The organism is Parabacteroides sp. AT13, from assembly GCF_002272965.1.
Classification (GTDB): Bacteria; Bacteroidota; Bacteroidia; order Bacteroidales; family Tannerellaceae; genus Parabacteroides; species Parabacteroides distasonis.
This window is the reverse complement of record NZ_NQMH01000001.1, coordinates 2,718,518-2,734,776: the sequence shown is the minus strand read 5'-3', so window position 1 is coordinate 2,734,776 and position 16,259 is coordinate 2,718,518. Positions and strand designations below refer to the sequence as shown.

Below are 16,259 nucleotides of genomic sequence, written 5' to 3'. Positions count from 1 at the left end.
TTTCTCGCCTTTTCTATTTCATCATATATCCTCTCCCCCTCGCAAGGCATCCGCAATATCTTGATGCTGCTGGGCTAATTCGTCCTCTCCTATCGCCCGGAACCCTTCCGCTAGATATTCGTGGGAAGCCGCATGTTTAGGTTTGATGCTTATCGCCTGCTGGAAATCCAGAATAGCTTCATCGTAATATTTGAGTTTCAATAGGCATTTTCCACGGTTATAGCGAGCCTTAAAAGACTTCGGGCTTAATTTTACCGCCTTGTTTAAACAAACCTGAGCGTCATAGTCCTCACCTATATCCAATAAAGTAACCCCTTTGCGTACCCAAGCTTCCACATAATTCGGATTCAAATTCAAGGCCTTATCAAAACAACGGATAGCGGCATTCGCGTCATGGGCCTTCGTTATGCACTCGTTGCCCATCAAGTAATATTCATGCGCATACTCTTTCTGGGTCTCACGAAGCGAATGCAACTCTTCCCGCAAAGCCTTAATCTGTGCCTTTTGACTATTCAACGCTTGCAATTTCAAACGAAGCAGCCGTTGTACCATCGGATTATCCAATTCATTCCGTTTAGATACAGCGGCGGCAAAAGCCTCGACCGCCTCTTGCATATTACCTAGCCGAAATCCCTGAGCCGCCCGACCATATTGTAGTTCCGCCTCACTTTCCTTGAGGCTTTTCTCTATTAACGCTTGGTTGTTGAATATTTGGCTGAATTCCACGATCTCTTTCCGGATAAAGATATCCCGGGAAGAGATCTTGCTTTTTAGCACCAATCCCTCCAATGAGGTACAACGGCTCAACGCCACATAGGTTTGTCCCCCGGCGAATACCCCCCCGGTCAAATCAACTACCACCCGGCTAAAAGTCAAGCCTTGACTCTTATGCACCGTGATCGCCCAAGCCAAACGAATCGGCAATTGTTCGAACGTACCGACAATCTCTTCCTCGATCCGTTTCTCTTTCTCGTTATATTTGTATTTATAATTTCGCCATGAGGTAGGTTCCACCAAATGTTCCACACCGCTCTCCAGCAAGACATAAACATTTCCATTCTCATCGATACCCGATACCATACCAATCGTCCCGTTCACCCAACGACGCTCATAATCATTATCGATAAAAATAACCTGCGCCTGTTCCTTGATGGATAAATTCAGCTGGGTAGGTAGTGAGGATTCTGGAAAATCCCCCTCGATCTTTCCCACGGAGACGTACTCTTCTCCGGGAAGCTCGGCCAACTTCTTCTCATTGATAAAATCAACCTGATCCCGGCGAGTGGCCAACGTGATATACATATCCTCATTCTGAGGCTCGAAAGACGGAAAATAACGACCGTTCAACGTATCCAACTCCTGTTTTCTAGCGGCATTATTACGAATCCGATCCAATATATTGATAAAAACAGAATCGGTCTGGCGATACACTTTTTGCAACTCGATCGGCACTAAATTAATGTCCTTGAACACACGAGCCGAGAAAAAGAAAGGGCTCGCATAGAACAAACTCAATATCTCTTTTTGATCCGACGGAACAACCGGTTCCAACTGGAAGACATCTCCCACGAACAATAGCTGCTTTCCGCCAAAAGGCAATCGCATATTACCGGAATAGACCCTCAAGATACGATCTACACAATCAATAATATCCGCCCTCACCATCGATATCTCGTCAATGATGATCAAATCGACCTCCGCGATAATTTTCCGTTTCTCCTTCGGATACTTAAAAAACTCAAAGATACGACCATGAGACAAACTTAAATCCGGATCATCCGGCAACATCGGCCGAAAAGGGAGCTTGAAAAAGGAATGCAAGGTAACGCCGCCCGCATTTATGGCCGCTATTCCGGTAGGAGCCAGCACCACATACTTTTTCTTCGTATGATTGCAAATATACTTCAAAAAAGTAGACTTGCCGGTCCCTGCTTTCCCTGTCAGGAAAACAGACTGGCGAGTGTGGGTGATCAGTTGCAAGGCATCCTGAAACTCCTTATTGTTCGTGTCTAACTGAAAGTCCAAGTATATAATTTTTAGATGAGACAAAGCTATGAAAATATTTACAGATCACTCTAATAATATCCCTCAAAATATTTGGCAGTCTCCATAAAAATCACTTATTTTGTGATATCAAATTAATATCAAAAACAAATCATCATGAAAGCAACCGAAAAGACATTCAACGGACTGAGAATCTCGGGGTTTATTGCTCTTTTTCTCCTATTGGCTCTATCGGGTCTCTGCTGCTATTTAATCGCAGGCACCAACGGGACTTGGAGCGTAATCACCGGCATCGTCGGACTCTGCCTGTTAGTGGTTTGTTTATTGGGATTCATGGAAATCGAGCCCAACAATGCCCGAGTAATGCTCTTTTTCGGAAAATATAAAGGGACAATTACTGATAACGGATTTTTCTGGGTCAATCCACTTTACAGCAAAAAGAAAATCACGTTACGTGCCCGTAACTTAGATGTCCCTCCTATCAAGGTTAACGATAAGGTCGGTAATCCGGTTATGATCGGGGCCGTGATGGTATGGAAAGTCAAGGATACTTATAGAGCGATGTTCGACATCGATTCTTCGTCCATTAGTATCTCTTCGAATAAATCATTCATATCAATGGGAGAATCCTCTGAATTATCCCAACGAATGCAGAATTATGAGAATTTCGTGCAGATACAAAGTGATGCCGCCATCCGTAAGATCGCTGGCATGTATGCCTATGATTATAACGAGAGCAAAGATCCCGTGACCTTACGGTCCGATGACGGGGAGGTCGCTCAAAAGCTGGAGGAGGAATTAAACAGCCGTCTGGCGATAGCAGGTATTGAGGTATTGGAAGCCCGTATCAATTACTTAGCGTATGCTTCCGAGATCGCCGGAGTCATGTTACGCCGCCAGCAAGCGGAAGCAATTATCGCCGCCAGAGAACGGATCGTGGAAGGAGCGGTTAGCATGGTTCAACTCGCCTTGAACAAACTGGATAAAGACAATATTGTGGAACTGGATGAGGAACGAAAGGCCGCAATGGTCAGTAATCTGTTGGTTGTCCTTTGTGCTGACGAGGCAGCGCAACCTGTCGTAAATACCGGGACTCTACATCATTAATGTAAGAATTTAATATTAATACTAGTATATGGCCAAAAAAGATAATACTGTCAAAAGCTTCATCCTGCGGGTGGACGCTGATATGATGGAAGCTATCGAAGCTTGGGCTGCGGACGAATTTCGCAGCACCAATGGCCAAATCCAGTACATTCTGGACCAAGCCTTACGAAAGGCAGGACGGTTGAAGAAGAAAAGACTGCCCCGGCCACAAAACGACGACAAGTCATAAAAAAAGCCTGATCTTTCGATCAGGCTTTTTTATTAACGGCTAATGAACAGCCAAGCATCTTTATACTTTTCTATTTTTCGAAGTGTCGCCATGTAGCTCTCGGCATCCGCCCGGTTATTAAACTTATCCGCATAAATACGATATTTACCATCACGAACCACCTTGCTTACATTTTTACATTGCGCACGGTCTACACCGGATATATACTCATTCGCCTGCTCCTCTGTCGGGAAACTCGCTATCACGATATGATACATCTTCTTTGGTGCCACGGATTTCACTTTCGGAGCGGGAGCAACAAGCTCTTTCTTTACCTCAGGAGCAGAAGCCGCTTTGGCAATCTCTGTCTCCTTAGTCGCTTCTATTTTGGGAGTTACCTCCGCTACCATCTCGTCCTCTTGGGATACTTGAATTTCCTCCAGCTGAGAAATCGGTTCCTCAAACCTATAATTTATCATCTCCGTAGGAACAAAACTAGCTGTATAAGCGGACAGGTTTACTTCTTTCACCGGAGTCGAAACCACAAAGAATAATGCGACAGCAGCAGCTGACGCCGCAACAACCCGGATCAACTTACGACTAACCGGGATATAGAACACATCTTTCTTTTTCTTACCCGTAAGTAAGGCAACCTCTTCCCGCTCTTCCTCCAACGATCGCAAAACCGGAAAATGAAACGATGATAAACCATACGAATCCGCATTAAATACCCCAGAATCGCCCGGCGTAAAAATGGTCTGCCCTTCCTCTCCTATAGAGAAAGTCCCGATTCGCCCCAATGTTATCCGCTTGTCTTGTTCCAAAGAAACATTCAAAGCCTCGATATCCTCTTCCAGCATCAATTGAGCTTTCCGGTAATCAACGCCATACGTCTGCATATACGACTCGGAAAGCAAGCCGTCTGTATGCTGTAGCGTTACATTGAACATAACCTCTTTACGCATCGGCCGAAACGAATGTTCCTCTTCCTCATACGTCGCCGGCAAGATTTGCAGCACGAAACCACCAAACTTCGGCAAGATCACACAATCATGCGTCAGCAATAAGCGTTCAATATGTGTTATTATCCTTAACATAGAGACAAAGGTAAATATCTTTATAGAAATAACAAAAAAAGAGCACTTTTTTCCTTTGAAATGACCCGGAAAAACATAGTTATGAAATACTCAAAACATAACTATGTCTCAAGAAAATCATAACTATGAATTTTAAACAAGTTATTAGGACTTATTTTCTCATATCATTTGACACGCAAGCAACTTTGTCATCTTTCATCCACGTCTTCCGCAAACCAATCTCCACCTTCAGCTACAACTTCCTGCTTAAGTTTCAACATCTTTGATTTCAGTCTCGCTACAATTTCAGGATGTTTATCTGCCACATCTATTCGTTCCTCACGATCATCTCTCAAATTATATAACTCAAAATATTTTGGAAACACCTTCTTGGCGAACTCCATATGTTCTTTTGTCAAATACCAAGGCTTCACTTTACCAAGCGCTAATTCATCCAAACTAAAAGCCCATGGTAGAGGCTCATCGTATCCCAGTAGACACCAGTCGCCTTCACGTATCATACAAATAGGATCATGAATATACCGGAAAAAGAACAAAGGGTTTTCTCTTTCCAACGTTTCAGCTTTCCCCAAAAACACCGGAGAAATATCCATACCATCAATAACACGATCTGTAGGAACCGGAGCATCCGCTAAAGACGCTAACGTTGGTAATATATCCGTGAAACAACCGTTAAACTCACTAATCACACCGGTTGGTACATGTTTATTCCATCTAACAATACATGGAACTCGCAATCCTCCCTCATAATTAAAATGTTTCTCTCCCCGAAATGGCAAATTAGAATAATCCCACTGAGAACCATTATCAGAAGCAAATATGACAATCGTATTATCTTCCAGATTCTGTTCTTTTAGATAATTCATTAATTTACCAATCGCTATATCCATATTTTCGATACACCCATAATACTCAGGATTAATAGCATGCCTTTTCTTCAACTCCTCCGGGGCCGCCATTGGAAAATGAGGCTCATTGAACCAAACATTTAAGAAGAAAGGTTCCTGTTTATTCTTGTCTAGCCATTGGAGTGCTTCCGTTACCACAATATCACAGGAATAACCTTCGATCTCACCTTGCGGTTCTCCATTCCGGAAAAAGCTCGTGGGATTATGATGAGACGGGACTGAATTATTCAAGGCATAAAAACTATAATCAAAACCTTGATCATTGGGATAAGGTTGATCCGGACGTCCCGAACTTAAATGCCACTTTCCAAAATGCCCCGTCGCATAATCTGCTTGTTTCAGTACTTCTGCTATAGTAACCTCACTATCTCTCAAATGCATCGGTGAGTTTTGCTCCAGATAATTATAAACCCCTGTACGAGTACAATTCCGACCGGTCATTAGAGCCGCACGAGATGGAGAGCTAACAGCCGCACCACAATAAAAATTCGTAAAGCGAATACCTTGCCGGGCCAATAAGTCCAAATTCGGAGTTTGGGAAGTAGGAAAGCTATCCGACTGCTGCGGAAAATTCTCATTTCGATAACAAGAGACATCATTATATCCCAAATCATCCGCTAATAAAATTATGATATTCGGCTTAGGAACAGCTTCCTCTTTTGCGCCACAACTTACGGTTGACAACATCAATGCGGCACTATTAACCGCAACAAAGATCTCTTTATAATTCATTTTATATAATCTAAATTCTAATAAATATATTCTCTAAATCACCAACCCGGATTTTGCTCTAAATTTGGATTCAAAGAGCGCTCACTATCAGGAATAGGTAATAAATCATAGTATTCCAAATAGCCGTTCGGGAATTTTGTCTCAATCACGCTTCCTTCATGATCCTTTATAATCATCGGATAAAGCTCCTTTCCTATTTTCCAACGCTTCACATCCGACCAATAACGACCTTCCAACGCCAATTCTATTCTTCTTTCATGCCTTAGTTTCTCACGGGCCTCATCCCGAGATAAGGACAAAGGCAATGGGGAAATTTTCACGTCATCTCGTTCCGTACGGATCCGGTTTAATATAACGATCGCCTCCGAAACATTTCCACCAGATTCAATAATCGCTTCCGCTTTCGACAATAGCACATCCGCATATCGCAAGATAATATCGTTGATATAAGACTGGCCGGCGGGAGGTAAATCCGCCTCGTTCTGAATCCGGTACTTACGAGTACTCAAATGTTTCAATCGATTACCCGCATGATTAAAAGCTCCCCCCGGATACAAATAACTAGGGAAACGATGTCCTAAAATATAAGAGCCCGGAAGCACAACCGTGAACGCTAAACGAGGATCACGGTTCTCATAAGGATTTTCCGGATCAATAGGGCTCCCATCCACGGTCTCATAAGCCGCCACCAAATCATCTGTAGGAACATAGCGACTACCACGTGTCCAACTACCGGTTCCCGTTCCGCAGTATTGATCCAGAAAAGTACCCTGTGAATTTTCACCCTCTATATATTGGATATCAAATAGAACCTCCTTATTTCCTTCATTAGCCGGATCGAACAATGTCGCATAACTATGAAACAAGCCATATTTCTTCAGAGCATCAATCTGATCTACACATTCCAAAACCGCCTTATACTTACCTTGATATAAATACGCACGCATTTTCATACCCAAGGCAGCGCCTTTCGTAGCACGTCCTTTCTCCGGAGCATCCGCACCTAAATTAGCGATGGCGACATCATAATCATCCAACGCCTGTTGCCATGTATCTTCTCGACTGGAACGCTTTAGGTTACGAGCCTCCGATGTTGAGATTTCTGAAAGTACGACAGGAACACCCCCATAAGTTTCCGCAAGTACCGAATAAGCCAATCCCCTCAAGAAATGAGCCTCGCCAACATACAACTTTTTCGCCTCCCCCGCTAATTCTATTTTTTCTAAACAAGCCAATAAATAATTAGCCCTAGAGATCATTTCATAACATCTTTTCCAACGAAAAGTAACGACACCGCCATCACTAGAGCTCAAACGTCCGGCTCCCAATTTATTGAAAACCTCGACAGTTCCCCAATTATATGCATTGGGAGTCGCACAATCTGTCATTCCAAACCCAAACAAACCTTGATCTATGACAGCGGTCTCCCTTAGACAAGCATACGTTCCATCTAACAGTAACTTAATATCCGATTCTTTTTCCGGAAAGTTAGCGGCCGTGATTTTATCCTCCGGATACAAATCCAGATAATTCTCCATACAACCACCAAAAGAGATCAATAACAAAAACGACAAACAATATATTATTAAACGTTTCATAGCTTTAGAAATTAAGATTTAAACCAAATGTGAATATTCTCGGTGTCGGATACGGAGAACCTCCCGCATCAAACGTATTTCTTTCCGGATCGTATCCCTCATAGCCTTTTTTCCACATAACCGTAAATAAATTCTGAGCATTAGCGTATACATAAAGCCGTTGCATTTTCAACTTTGACGTAATCCTTTCCGGAAATGCATAACCCAATTGTAAGTTCTTCAATTTCAAGAAGTCAATCCGATGTACCCAAAATGAGGAGTCGTATCGATCCCAAGTAGAGTCATATCGAAGCATAGGGATACTAGAACCTGAATTCTCCGGTGTCCATGCGTCTCTCCAAAAGCCCGCGATTCGCATATACTCATATCCTAAGCGAGTCATTTCATTTTGAGTAAAGACATTCGCCTTTCCTAAACCCTGAAACAAGAGGCTCAGATCAAATCCCTTATAACGCAGCCCTGCAGAAATACCATAAGTGATCTTCGGAATCGTATTTCCTAATACTTGCTTATCTTGATAGTCCAATTTTCCATCATTATTTACATCCTCATACTTCAAATTACCCATGGCAGGCTTATAGCCATTATTATGCATATGCTCTACCGCTTCTTCATCCGATTGGTAAATGCCAATCGCTTTATAACCATACAACGCTTTGTAAGGATATCCCTCACGGATCAAATACAGTTGATCCGGAGAATTACCACCTTGGAACTTTGTTACTTCATTATTTATGTAAGTAAAATTAAATCCTACATTAAATCCCAATCGATCCCTACTGGCTTCCAAATTATCATAATTCGCAACCAATTCAAAACCGTTATTTTTCATCTCCCCAACATTCTCGAAAGGCGCTGTCTTATCACCTAAGATATTGGAGATTGGTAATTGAACAATAATATCGGTAGTCTTTTTATTGAAATAGTCCGCTTCAATGCTTAATTTATTATTTAAGAAGCCCAGATCCAGACCAATATCTAGAGAAGAAGTTGTTTCCCAAGTAATATCCTCATCAACCAAGGCTGTTACAGCCGCACCCGGAGCCAAGGAACCTCCATAATTATAACTTAAATTATAATTCTGATTGATAACAGTTAAATAAGGCCAATACCCCTCGATCGTCTGGTTACCCAATTGTCCCCAAGAAGCTCGCAATTTCATGTTAGAAAAAATATTCACATTCTTAATGAAGCTTTCCTCACTCAACCGCCAACCAGCTGAGAAACCGGGAAAAACACCCCATCGATTACCTCGTTTGAAACGGGAGGAGGCATCCGCACGAAGATTCATCTCGAATAAATATTTATCAGCGAAAGCATAATTTAGACGACCGAAGTAAGAAGCCATACGTAATCCTTGCATATTACCCTTGCCCTGAATGCCATTCGTTCCCGCATCCACTTGGGTTAATCCGTCTTTAGCGGGATCCGTCCTACGTGCATATACGTTCTTAATATTATAATTTTCTAATTGAGCACCCAAGATTCCCGCGACCGAATGTTTTTCCACAAACTTCTTGCTATAGTTCAAGGTCGCATGAAAGTTATTACGCATAGTAGATATTTGCTCTCTACTCATCTCCAAGCCATCCCGGTTATAATTTATGGTCATTGTCTCTATACCGGAATCCGTGTATCCATAAAGGGTCTCATTATATTTATCGACCATTTTCCAATTGCCATTAGAGGCCCAAGTGACTTGCAAATTCAAGTCCTTCGTAAAGTCAACAGTAGCGAACGCATTTAACGACATATAATCCAAAGTCGTCTTGGTAGCGCCATTGGAAGCATCAATTAACGGGTTCCTGTTATCATACAATAAAGTTCCATCCTGCGCAATCGCCTCAACCGAACCAAAACGTCCATCTCTCGTATAAGGAGCGATAAAAGGGGCTGCTCCCGATTGTATAAAGAATACACGCGATAAATCAAACGGTTCTTGAGAATTCCGGCGTATATAATTTAAACGAGCGCCAACTTTCAACCACGAATTAACCTTATATTCCAGATTAGCCCGCATACCGAATCTCTCCGCATCTGTATTCGTAATAATACCCTCTTGCTTCAAATAATTTAAGGACAAAAAAGAAGATAATTTTTCCGAACCACCTCGAATTGATAAATTATGGCCTGTAATTAGAGCATTCCGATAAACGTGTTCGTACCAATCCGTATTCGGGTATTTATAAGGATCCGTGCCATTCTTGAAATCAGAGATCAAGGACTCGGGATATAAAGGACTCTCGCCACCATTAGCCAAGGCTTGGTTTGCCATGGTCATTAACTCCGCACTATTTGTCACCAGATCAAATCTCCGCCCCAACTGTTGTACACCTACATATGAGTTCAATTCCACATGCGTCTTCTCATTATTTTTACCCATCTTCGTCGTTACCAAAACGACTCCATTCGCTGCTTTCGATCCATAGATAGCTGCGCTAGCCGCATCCTTCAACACGGTGATACTCTCAATATCGCTTGGATTGATCTGACTAAAAACGCCTTCTACTCCATCAATAATTACCAACGGATCCGAGTTATTCAGCGTACCCCAACCCCGGATTCTTAACTGAGCGCCATCATCCCCCGGCTTTCCCGAATTTTGACTGATCCATACACCCGACACTTTACCAGAAAGGGCTTGTGAGGCATCCGTTATAGGCCGGTTTGCCAATTCCTCATCAAACTTCACGGAAGAAACAGATCCTGTCAAATTCACTTTCTTCTGAGTACCATAGCCAACAACGACAACCTCATCCAGTTGTTCACTATCCTCTGTCAGTGTAATCGTTAGGCTAGAACGATTATTCAAGGCTATTTCTTCTGTCTTATACCCTATATAAGAAATAGAGACCATCGCATTCGGACTTACCTCATTTAATAAAAAATGTCCGTCCATATCCGTAATCGTACCCGTTCTACTCCCCTTCACCAGTACATTTACACCAATGAGAGGTTCCCCATGAGTATCTTTCACAATACCAGTGACCGTGATTTTTTTAGCTTGCTGAATAGAAAGGGACGAGTTTTCTTTTTTCTCGTTCCTTCGTACGATAATTTGTCGGTTGTTGATAATATATTCAACATCCGTTCCTTTAAATAACCTTTCCAATATAACCTCAACGGACTTATCCCGTACGTCAAAATTTACCCTGCGATGCAAGTCGATATTAGCGCCATGATAAACAAAAACAAACTCACTATTTTTCTCAATGTGGTCAAATACATCCTTTATGGTACAATTATTCATACGGACTGTCAACGTGGTTTGTTCCGTCTGCAAGGTAGCGGCGTACACCGCAGAGCCTCCAGAACTGATCAAGCATAAGGCTAAACAAACACTTTTGAGAAAATGATTCGATTCTCTACAGAAATCATCTTTTTTTTTCATACATTTGTAATGTTTTTTCTTTAATACATAATTAATTGATTAAACGAAGTCTTTGAACCGGTGGATATGACGGTATCTTCCGGTTCTTTTTGTCAATTTTTCTTTTTAACACAAAGTCTTTTCACCAAATAGTTCTTTTACATAGGCAATCTATTTTAATATGATTATATTATTCTCTTTATCCGTCTCTTGTCGCAAGAATAGAGATTGACAAATAATCTCAACAACATCTTCCAAACTTCCTCGCAAATCAAGTTTACCGGAAAGAGGTATTTCCGCGATCTCTTTATCAAACACAATCGTACGCCCATAGTATCGGGCTAATTTATTTAAGACATCCCCAACCTTACGATCGTTCACTTGCATCAGATTATCTTTCCAACAGATATACTCAAACACATCCACTTCCTTAATAGATACCCCTTTATTTCCCAACTCTATCATCTGGTTAGGAGCTAGCACCTCTTTAACATGCTTATCATTCTCTACCTCCACCCGGCCTTCGACTAATACAACGGAAGCCTTCGGCTCATCTCCATAGACGCAAACATTAAATTGGGTACCGAGTACCTTTACATTAAACGCATTTGTCTTTACGATAAAAGGGCGGGAAGAATCTGGGGTAACATCCAAATAGGCTTCTCCCGTAACTAAGATCTCTCGTTTATCTTTAGCAAACACGGCCGGATAAATCACACGGGTATCGGCATTTACATATATCTGGGTACCATCTGAAAATATAATATTTGCCCGCTTGCCCTTCGGTACTATGATTTGATTCAAATTTCCAGTCTTAGTAGCTAATACTTTCTTCTTTATCTGAGAGTCTTTTACACTTGGTTTACCTATATTATCATGCGTAATTGTAGCCCCATTTTTAAGCTGTACCCAGCTTCCATTTTCCACCAGCACAATCTCATCGTCCGGCAAAGAGTCTATGCTCTTTTCTTCCAACAAAGCCAATGGCAAGGAGGATTTATCATCCCCCACCATCCAGAAATAACATCCTATGGCAAGGAGTAACACGACCGCCGCCGCCACAGAAGAAGCTAGATAGCGTATGCGTAAAACAAAGGTTTTACGGGGAGCTTTCAAACGTTCCTCGACCTTCTGCCATGAGGATAAAGCGAACTTGGAATCCAATTGTTCCACTTCTCGGACTTTACGCCATAAATCCTCTCCAGCTTGCCGGAATAAATCTTTTTCAAATATGTCTCGTTTCTTATTCACAGGTTACATTTTTATTCTTATTACGGATCAATTTGATTTTGGTACTCACTTTTGCGGAAAAAAACACAATTTTTCATATTCTTGTGTTTTGAAAAGCACGATCTTCCACACTCGCTATATATCGACACCCGGTATCCCTCCAATATACATAAATAACTAATAATATGACATTTACAGTTTTTTCTTAGTATCAAACAAAAGTTTTCCGTACACTAAACCTTAGTTTACCTATAGTAAAACAAAAGTTTCTTCAGTACGAAACTTTTGTTTTCCCTAAGGGAAACAACTCTTAAAGACTCCATTCCCTACTCACAAGCCTAAGTGATAAATTGCTTTCTTGCCATTCTCCTTAAAACATGGTAGGTCAAGAGTGATAATTGTAGATGTTTTTATATCTACAACCACCATGTAATATACTTATTTATAGGGCATATAAGACATAGTTGTAGATATGGTAGATATTTTAAAAACCAATCGCTTATGTAAGCATAGGGAATAAAACATAATGGATGCCCCCCATTATTAAAGCGTCCAGGGAAAACCACCTTCTTAACTTACTAAGCGTTCTGGATAATAAATTTTTACTCGATTGATAATTTATACCTAAGATCTCCGCAATCTCATCGTGTCCCAATCCATTTACATAATAAAGATAAATAATCTCTCTCTGGTGGGGGGAAAGTTTTGTCAAAGCCTTCATTAAGAGTTTAACCCGTTCGTCCGCTTCCGTCGTATCCAGTGAGATACGAGAAAATAATTCATCTGTTTGGAAAGTATCCTCATAAAGAGAGATGTCCTCCATCTTCCTGTTTTTCTCGATCGTATCATACAACTTATGCCTTAAAGTCTTGAGTAAGTAACCTTTGACATTTACAGTTGGAGATAAAGTCTCGTGGTTTTGAATCAATTTGATAAAAATATCCTGTACGCAATCTTCCACCAAGCTCTTGTCAGGAAGTAGCTTGATACCATAATTGCGCAATAAGGCGTAAAATCGGCAATACAGCTCACGGAAAGCTCTCATATCTCCCTTCAGACACAGTTCCCAAAGCCCCTCATCGGATATTTTCATATAGATCATGTAGAAATAACTCCCGCAGATTTGACGCAAACATACACAAAACATTCGATTTTCAGATTAGCTAGAAGAGATTTTATAGAAAAACACGTGTATAACGCAAAATACATTATACACGTGTTCATTGAAATAATACGAAAAGGTTACTTATATCGCTTACTTTGCCAAGGGATCATACCCGTCTGGCGGATATGCTCCATCAAGCCATTGAACAAGTTTTTATAGGCAGCGGAAGAACGCTCTGCGATCGGGTTTTGCTCTTTAGGGTCTTCTTTCAGATTGAAGAATTGGATAGGTTCCCAAGGTGTGTTTTGTAAGATCTTATAATCTTTATAGCGAGATGCGTAATAGGCTTTACCACCATATCGGGAATTACCTTCCCTTCGCACCCAATGCACCATTCGATCTCCGGTATCTTGTTCCTCACCCCGTAAAAGAGGCAAGATACTGATACCGTCGATCTCATGCGATACAGGCACGGCTGTCAGATCGCATAAGGTCGGGAACATATCCGAAAGCATGACGAAATTATCACGTACCGCCGGACGGATCTGGTTCTTCCAATAAATACCTCCGGCTACCCGGATCCCTCCCTCATACATATCCTGCTTCGCGCCTCTGAACGGGCCGTTATTCGCACCCGCATCGTCCTGCCCTCCATTATCAGAGGTAAATATAATGATCGTATTCTCCAACTGGCCATTCTGTTCCAAGGCCTCATACACACGTCCGACGTTATAATCCAAATGCTCAATCAAGGCGACAATCTTAGCACGCTTCTCAGGAAGTGACGGTTCACGCTTTTTCACCTTTTCCAGCCATTCCTGAGGAGGTTGTATCGGGGTATGTGGGGCATTATAAGCTAGATACAAGAAGCAAGGCTCTTGCTTTTGCTTCATATCCGACAGGTAACGGATCGCCCAATCAGAGAAAACCTCTGTAGCATGTCCTTGTGGATCGATCTCTTTCAAATTCTCACGCATATAATTATTTCCGAAACGACGATGGGTATAATAATCATCCATCATATCCCCTAAAAATCCCCGGTAGAAATCGAAGCCCCTTTCCGTAGGGGTATTCGGAGACTCCAATCCTAAATTCCATTTTCCAACCATCGCATTATGATAGCCTCTTTTCTTCAACATCTGGGGTAATAATACGGCATCCTCCGACAGATACCCCCAGCTATCCTCTTTATGCGTACGAATAACTCCCGGTACGCCTACCATATCCGGATAACGACCGGTTAATAAGGAAGCTCTACTAGGAGAGGAGACCGGACAGTTCGCATGGAAATTCGTGAAACGAACTCCTTCATTTAATAATTTATCGATATGTGGAGTTTGAATGTCCTTGGCGGCTCCTTGACAGGACAAATCACCATATCCCAAATCATCCACCAAAATCAGCAGGATATTCGGGCTATCCGGCAAAGCCTTTGTTTGTGCGGAAGCTGCGGAAAAAGCCAATCCGCAAGCCGCTGTCAGTATATATTTATTCATCTATCTGTTGTTTTTAATTTCCCATTACATCATATCACATACGGAAGGTTTGATCTTCATTCCTTTCTTATGTTTCTCACCGGCCTCGATCAGTAATTTCACGATCTCCGGATGCTTCTCCGCCTGATTGAACCTCTCCGAGATATCTGTCTCCACGTTATACAACAAGGGTTCTGCCGGAGTCTCGATCTTACAGGTTCGCAGATATTGGTCCTTGATCGTCTTAAAATAATACTTCCACTCCCCTTTACGGATCGCCATCAACTCGCTTCCCCACCAATAATAAACCTCATCACGGGCGGAATGCTTTTCCTCAAACAATAATCCGGTTTGATTCACGCCATCCAATACAAGATCTTTCGGTTGCTCGATACCCGCCATCGAGAGGAAAGTCGGATATAAATCCATCGAGGTCATAATCTCATCGTTGATCGCCGGATTGATTTTTCCCGGCATCCAACAAATGGCCGGAACCCGGAAGCCACCTTCCCACCAAGTACCCTTGCCATCCTTCAACGGACCTGCGGAACCACCATTCTCATGCTCCGTCAGCCAAGGGCCGTTATCGCTGGTAAAAATAACAAACGTATTCTCGTCCAAGCCATTTTCACGCAGAGCCTTCAACACCTCCCCAACGCTCCAGTCTATTTCCTCAACCACATCTCCGTACAGGCCTCGTTTGCTCGTTCCCTCGAAACGGGCATTCGTGTACAATGGGATATGCGGGAAGGTATGAGCGAAATAAAGGAAGAAAGGTTCCTTTGAATGATCCTTGATGAACGATACCGCTTTCTCCGTATAGCGACGGGTTAATTCTCCCTGATCCGGTTCCGATTCGATTTCCTTACCATCCAATATCAATGGAGTCGGTGGAAAATTCCGGGCATGCGCGCCTTTATTCTGAACGGGGCTCATATCATTGGAATAAGGTATGCCGAAATAGGTATCAAAACCATGATCCGTCGGTAAATAGGGAGAGAACGCTCCTAAATGCCATTTGCCTACACAGCCGGTCGCATACCCGCTTTGTTGTAAAACCTTGGCGATCGTGACCTCATCTTGTCCTAACCCAGCCTTTGAGTTAGGGAAAAGTACGGCTACCCGATCTCCATATAATCCATTTCGAACCGGCAAACGTCCGGTCATTAACGCGGCCCGACTTGGCGTAGAAACTCCGGCCCCCACATAAAACTGGGTCAGCTTCATTCCTTCACAAGCCATACGGTCTATATTCGGTGTGCGGATCGTGGGATTCCCATAGCAACTCAAATCCCCATATCCCATATCGTCACAGAATATGATTACAAAATTAGGCTTATTGGCCGCATCCGAGGCAGCGTTCAAGCTCAAGCTGTTCGATAATACCGCCGCTGTTAAAACAGACAATGATTTCAGTGTTTTCAT

General features: G+C 42.3%; 11 protein-coding genes. 2 read left to right on the top strand and 9 right to left on the bottom strand.

Going from position 1 to position 16,259, the window contains the following annotated elements:
- Nucleotides 1-21 precede the first annotated feature (21 nt).
- A complete protein-coding gene (locus CI959_RS11370) occupies nucleotides 22-2,025 on the bottom strand; it encodes a tetratricopeptide repeat protein (protein WP_057317388.1) in 2,004 nt (667 codons plus the stop codon).
- Nucleotides 2,026-2,160: 135 nt separating this feature from the next.
- Here CI959_RS11370 and CI959_RS11365 point away from each other — a divergent pair, with 135 nt between their 5' ends.
- Together CI959_RS11365 and CI959_RS11360 are read left to right on the top strand one after the other, a co-directional pair.
- The gene (locus tag CI959_RS11365) at nucleotides 2,161-3,111 is read left to right on the top strand and encodes an SPFH domain-containing protein (protein ID WP_011966812.1); all 951 of its coding nucleotides are present in this window, start codon (nucleotides 2,161-2,163) and stop codon (nucleotides 3,109-3,111) included.
- 28 nt (nucleotides 3,112-3,139) lie between these two features.
- On the top strand, nucleotides 3,140-3,340 hold the full coding sequence (locus CI959_RS11360) for an Arc family DNA-binding protein (RefSeq protein WP_005854106.1): 201 nt from the start codon (nucleotides 3,140-3,142) through the stop codon (nucleotides 3,338-3,340).
- A gap of 32 nt (nucleotides 3,341-3,372) precedes the next feature.
- On the opposite strand, the gene CI959_RS11355 is transcribed toward CI959_RS11360, so the two are convergent.
- From CI959_RS11355 to CI959_RS11320, 8 genes are all read right to left on the bottom strand, one after another.
- The gene (locus tag CI959_RS11355; RefSeq protein ID WP_011966813.1) at nucleotides 3,373-4,416 is read right to left on the bottom strand and encodes an SPOR domain-containing protein; all 1,044 of its coding nucleotides are present in this window, start codon (nucleotides 4,414-4,416) and stop codon (nucleotides 3,373-3,375) included.
- Between the two features lie 188 nt (nucleotides 4,417-4,604).
- Nucleotides 4,605-6,056, bottom strand: a complete 1,452-nt coding sequence (locus CI959_RS11350; RefSeq protein WP_057317387.1) for a sulfatase-like hydrolase/transferase — start codon at nucleotides 6,054-6,056, stop codon at nucleotides 4,605-4,607.
- A 38-nt stretch (nucleotides 6,057-6,094) separates the two neighbouring features.
- Nucleotides 6,095-7,654 carry a RagB/SusD family nutrient uptake outer membrane protein gene (locus tag CI959_RS11345; RefSeq protein ID WP_036629955.1) on the bottom strand — a complete coding sequence of 520 codons (1,560 nt, stop codon included), beginning with the start codon at nucleotides 7,652-7,654 and terminating at the stop codon, nucleotides 6,095-6,097.
- Between the two features lie 4 nt (nucleotides 7,655-7,658).
- A complete protein-coding gene (locus CI959_RS11340; protein WP_011966815.1) occupies nucleotides 7,659-11,045 on the bottom strand; it encodes a TonB-dependent receptor in 3,387 nt (1,128 codons plus the stop codon).
- Between the two features lie 150 nt (nucleotides 11,046-11,195).
- The gene (locus CI959_RS11335; RefSeq protein ID WP_005854096.1) at nucleotides 11,196-12,275 is read right to left on the bottom strand and encodes a FecR family protein; all 1,080 of its coding nucleotides are present in this window, start codon (nucleotides 12,273-12,275) and stop codon (nucleotides 11,196-11,198) included.
- Between the two features lie 478 nt (nucleotides 12,276-12,753).
- Complete coding sequence (locus CI959_RS11330) at nucleotides 12,754-13,347, bottom strand: RNA polymerase sigma factor (RefSeq protein WP_049762389.1); 594 nt, start codon at nucleotides 13,345-13,347, stop codon at nucleotides 12,754-12,756.
- Between the two features lie 149 nt (nucleotides 13,348-13,496).
- Nucleotides 13,497-14,855 carry a sulfatase gene (locus tag CI959_RS11325; RefSeq protein WP_057317386.1) on the bottom strand — a complete coding sequence of 453 codons (1,359 nt, stop codon included), beginning with the start codon at nucleotides 14,853-14,855 and terminating at the stop codon, nucleotides 13,497-13,499.
- 24 nt (nucleotides 14,856-14,879) lie between these two features.
- Nucleotides 14,880-16,259 (bottom strand): sulfatase, encoded by a 1,380-nt coding sequence (locus CI959_RS11320; protein WP_009017994.1) that lies wholly within the window; start codon nucleotides 16,257-16,259, stop codon nucleotides 14,880-14,882.

Coding starts and splice junctions, on each gene's coding strand:
- CI959_RS11360 (WP_005854106.1), top strand. CDS start 3,140: ATGGCCAAAAAAGATAATACTGTCAAAAGCTTCATCCTGCGGGTGGAC.
- CI959_RS11345 (WP_036629955.1), bottom strand. CDS start 7,654: ATGAAACGTTTAATAATATATTGTTTGTCGTTTTTGTTATTGATCTCT.
- CI959_RS11355 (WP_011966813.1), bottom strand. CDS start 4,416: ATGTTAAGGATAATAACACATATTGAACGCTTATTGCTGACGCATGAT.
- CI959_RS11330 (WP_049762389.1), bottom strand. CDS start 13,347: ATGAAAATATCCGATGAGGGGCTTTGGGAACTGTGTCTGAAGGGAGAT.
- CI959_RS11365 (WP_011966812.1), top strand. CDS start 2,161: ATGAAAGCAACCGAAAAGACATTCAACGGACTGAGAATCTCGGGGTTT.
- CI959_RS11340 (WP_011966815.1), bottom strand. CDS start 11,045: ATGAAAAAAAAAGATGATTTCTGTAGAGAATCGAATCATTTTCTCAAA.
- CI959_RS11320 (WP_009017994.1), bottom strand. CDS start 16,259: ATGAAAACACTGAAATCATTGTCTGTTTTAACAGCGGCGGTATTATCG.
- CI959_RS11350 (WP_057317387.1), bottom strand. CDS start 6,056: ATGAATTATAAAGAGATCTTTGTTGCGGTTAATAGTGCCGCATTGATG.
- CI959_RS11325 (WP_057317386.1), bottom strand. CDS start 14,855: ATGAATAAATATATACTGACAGCGGCTTGCGGATTGGCTTTTTCCGCA.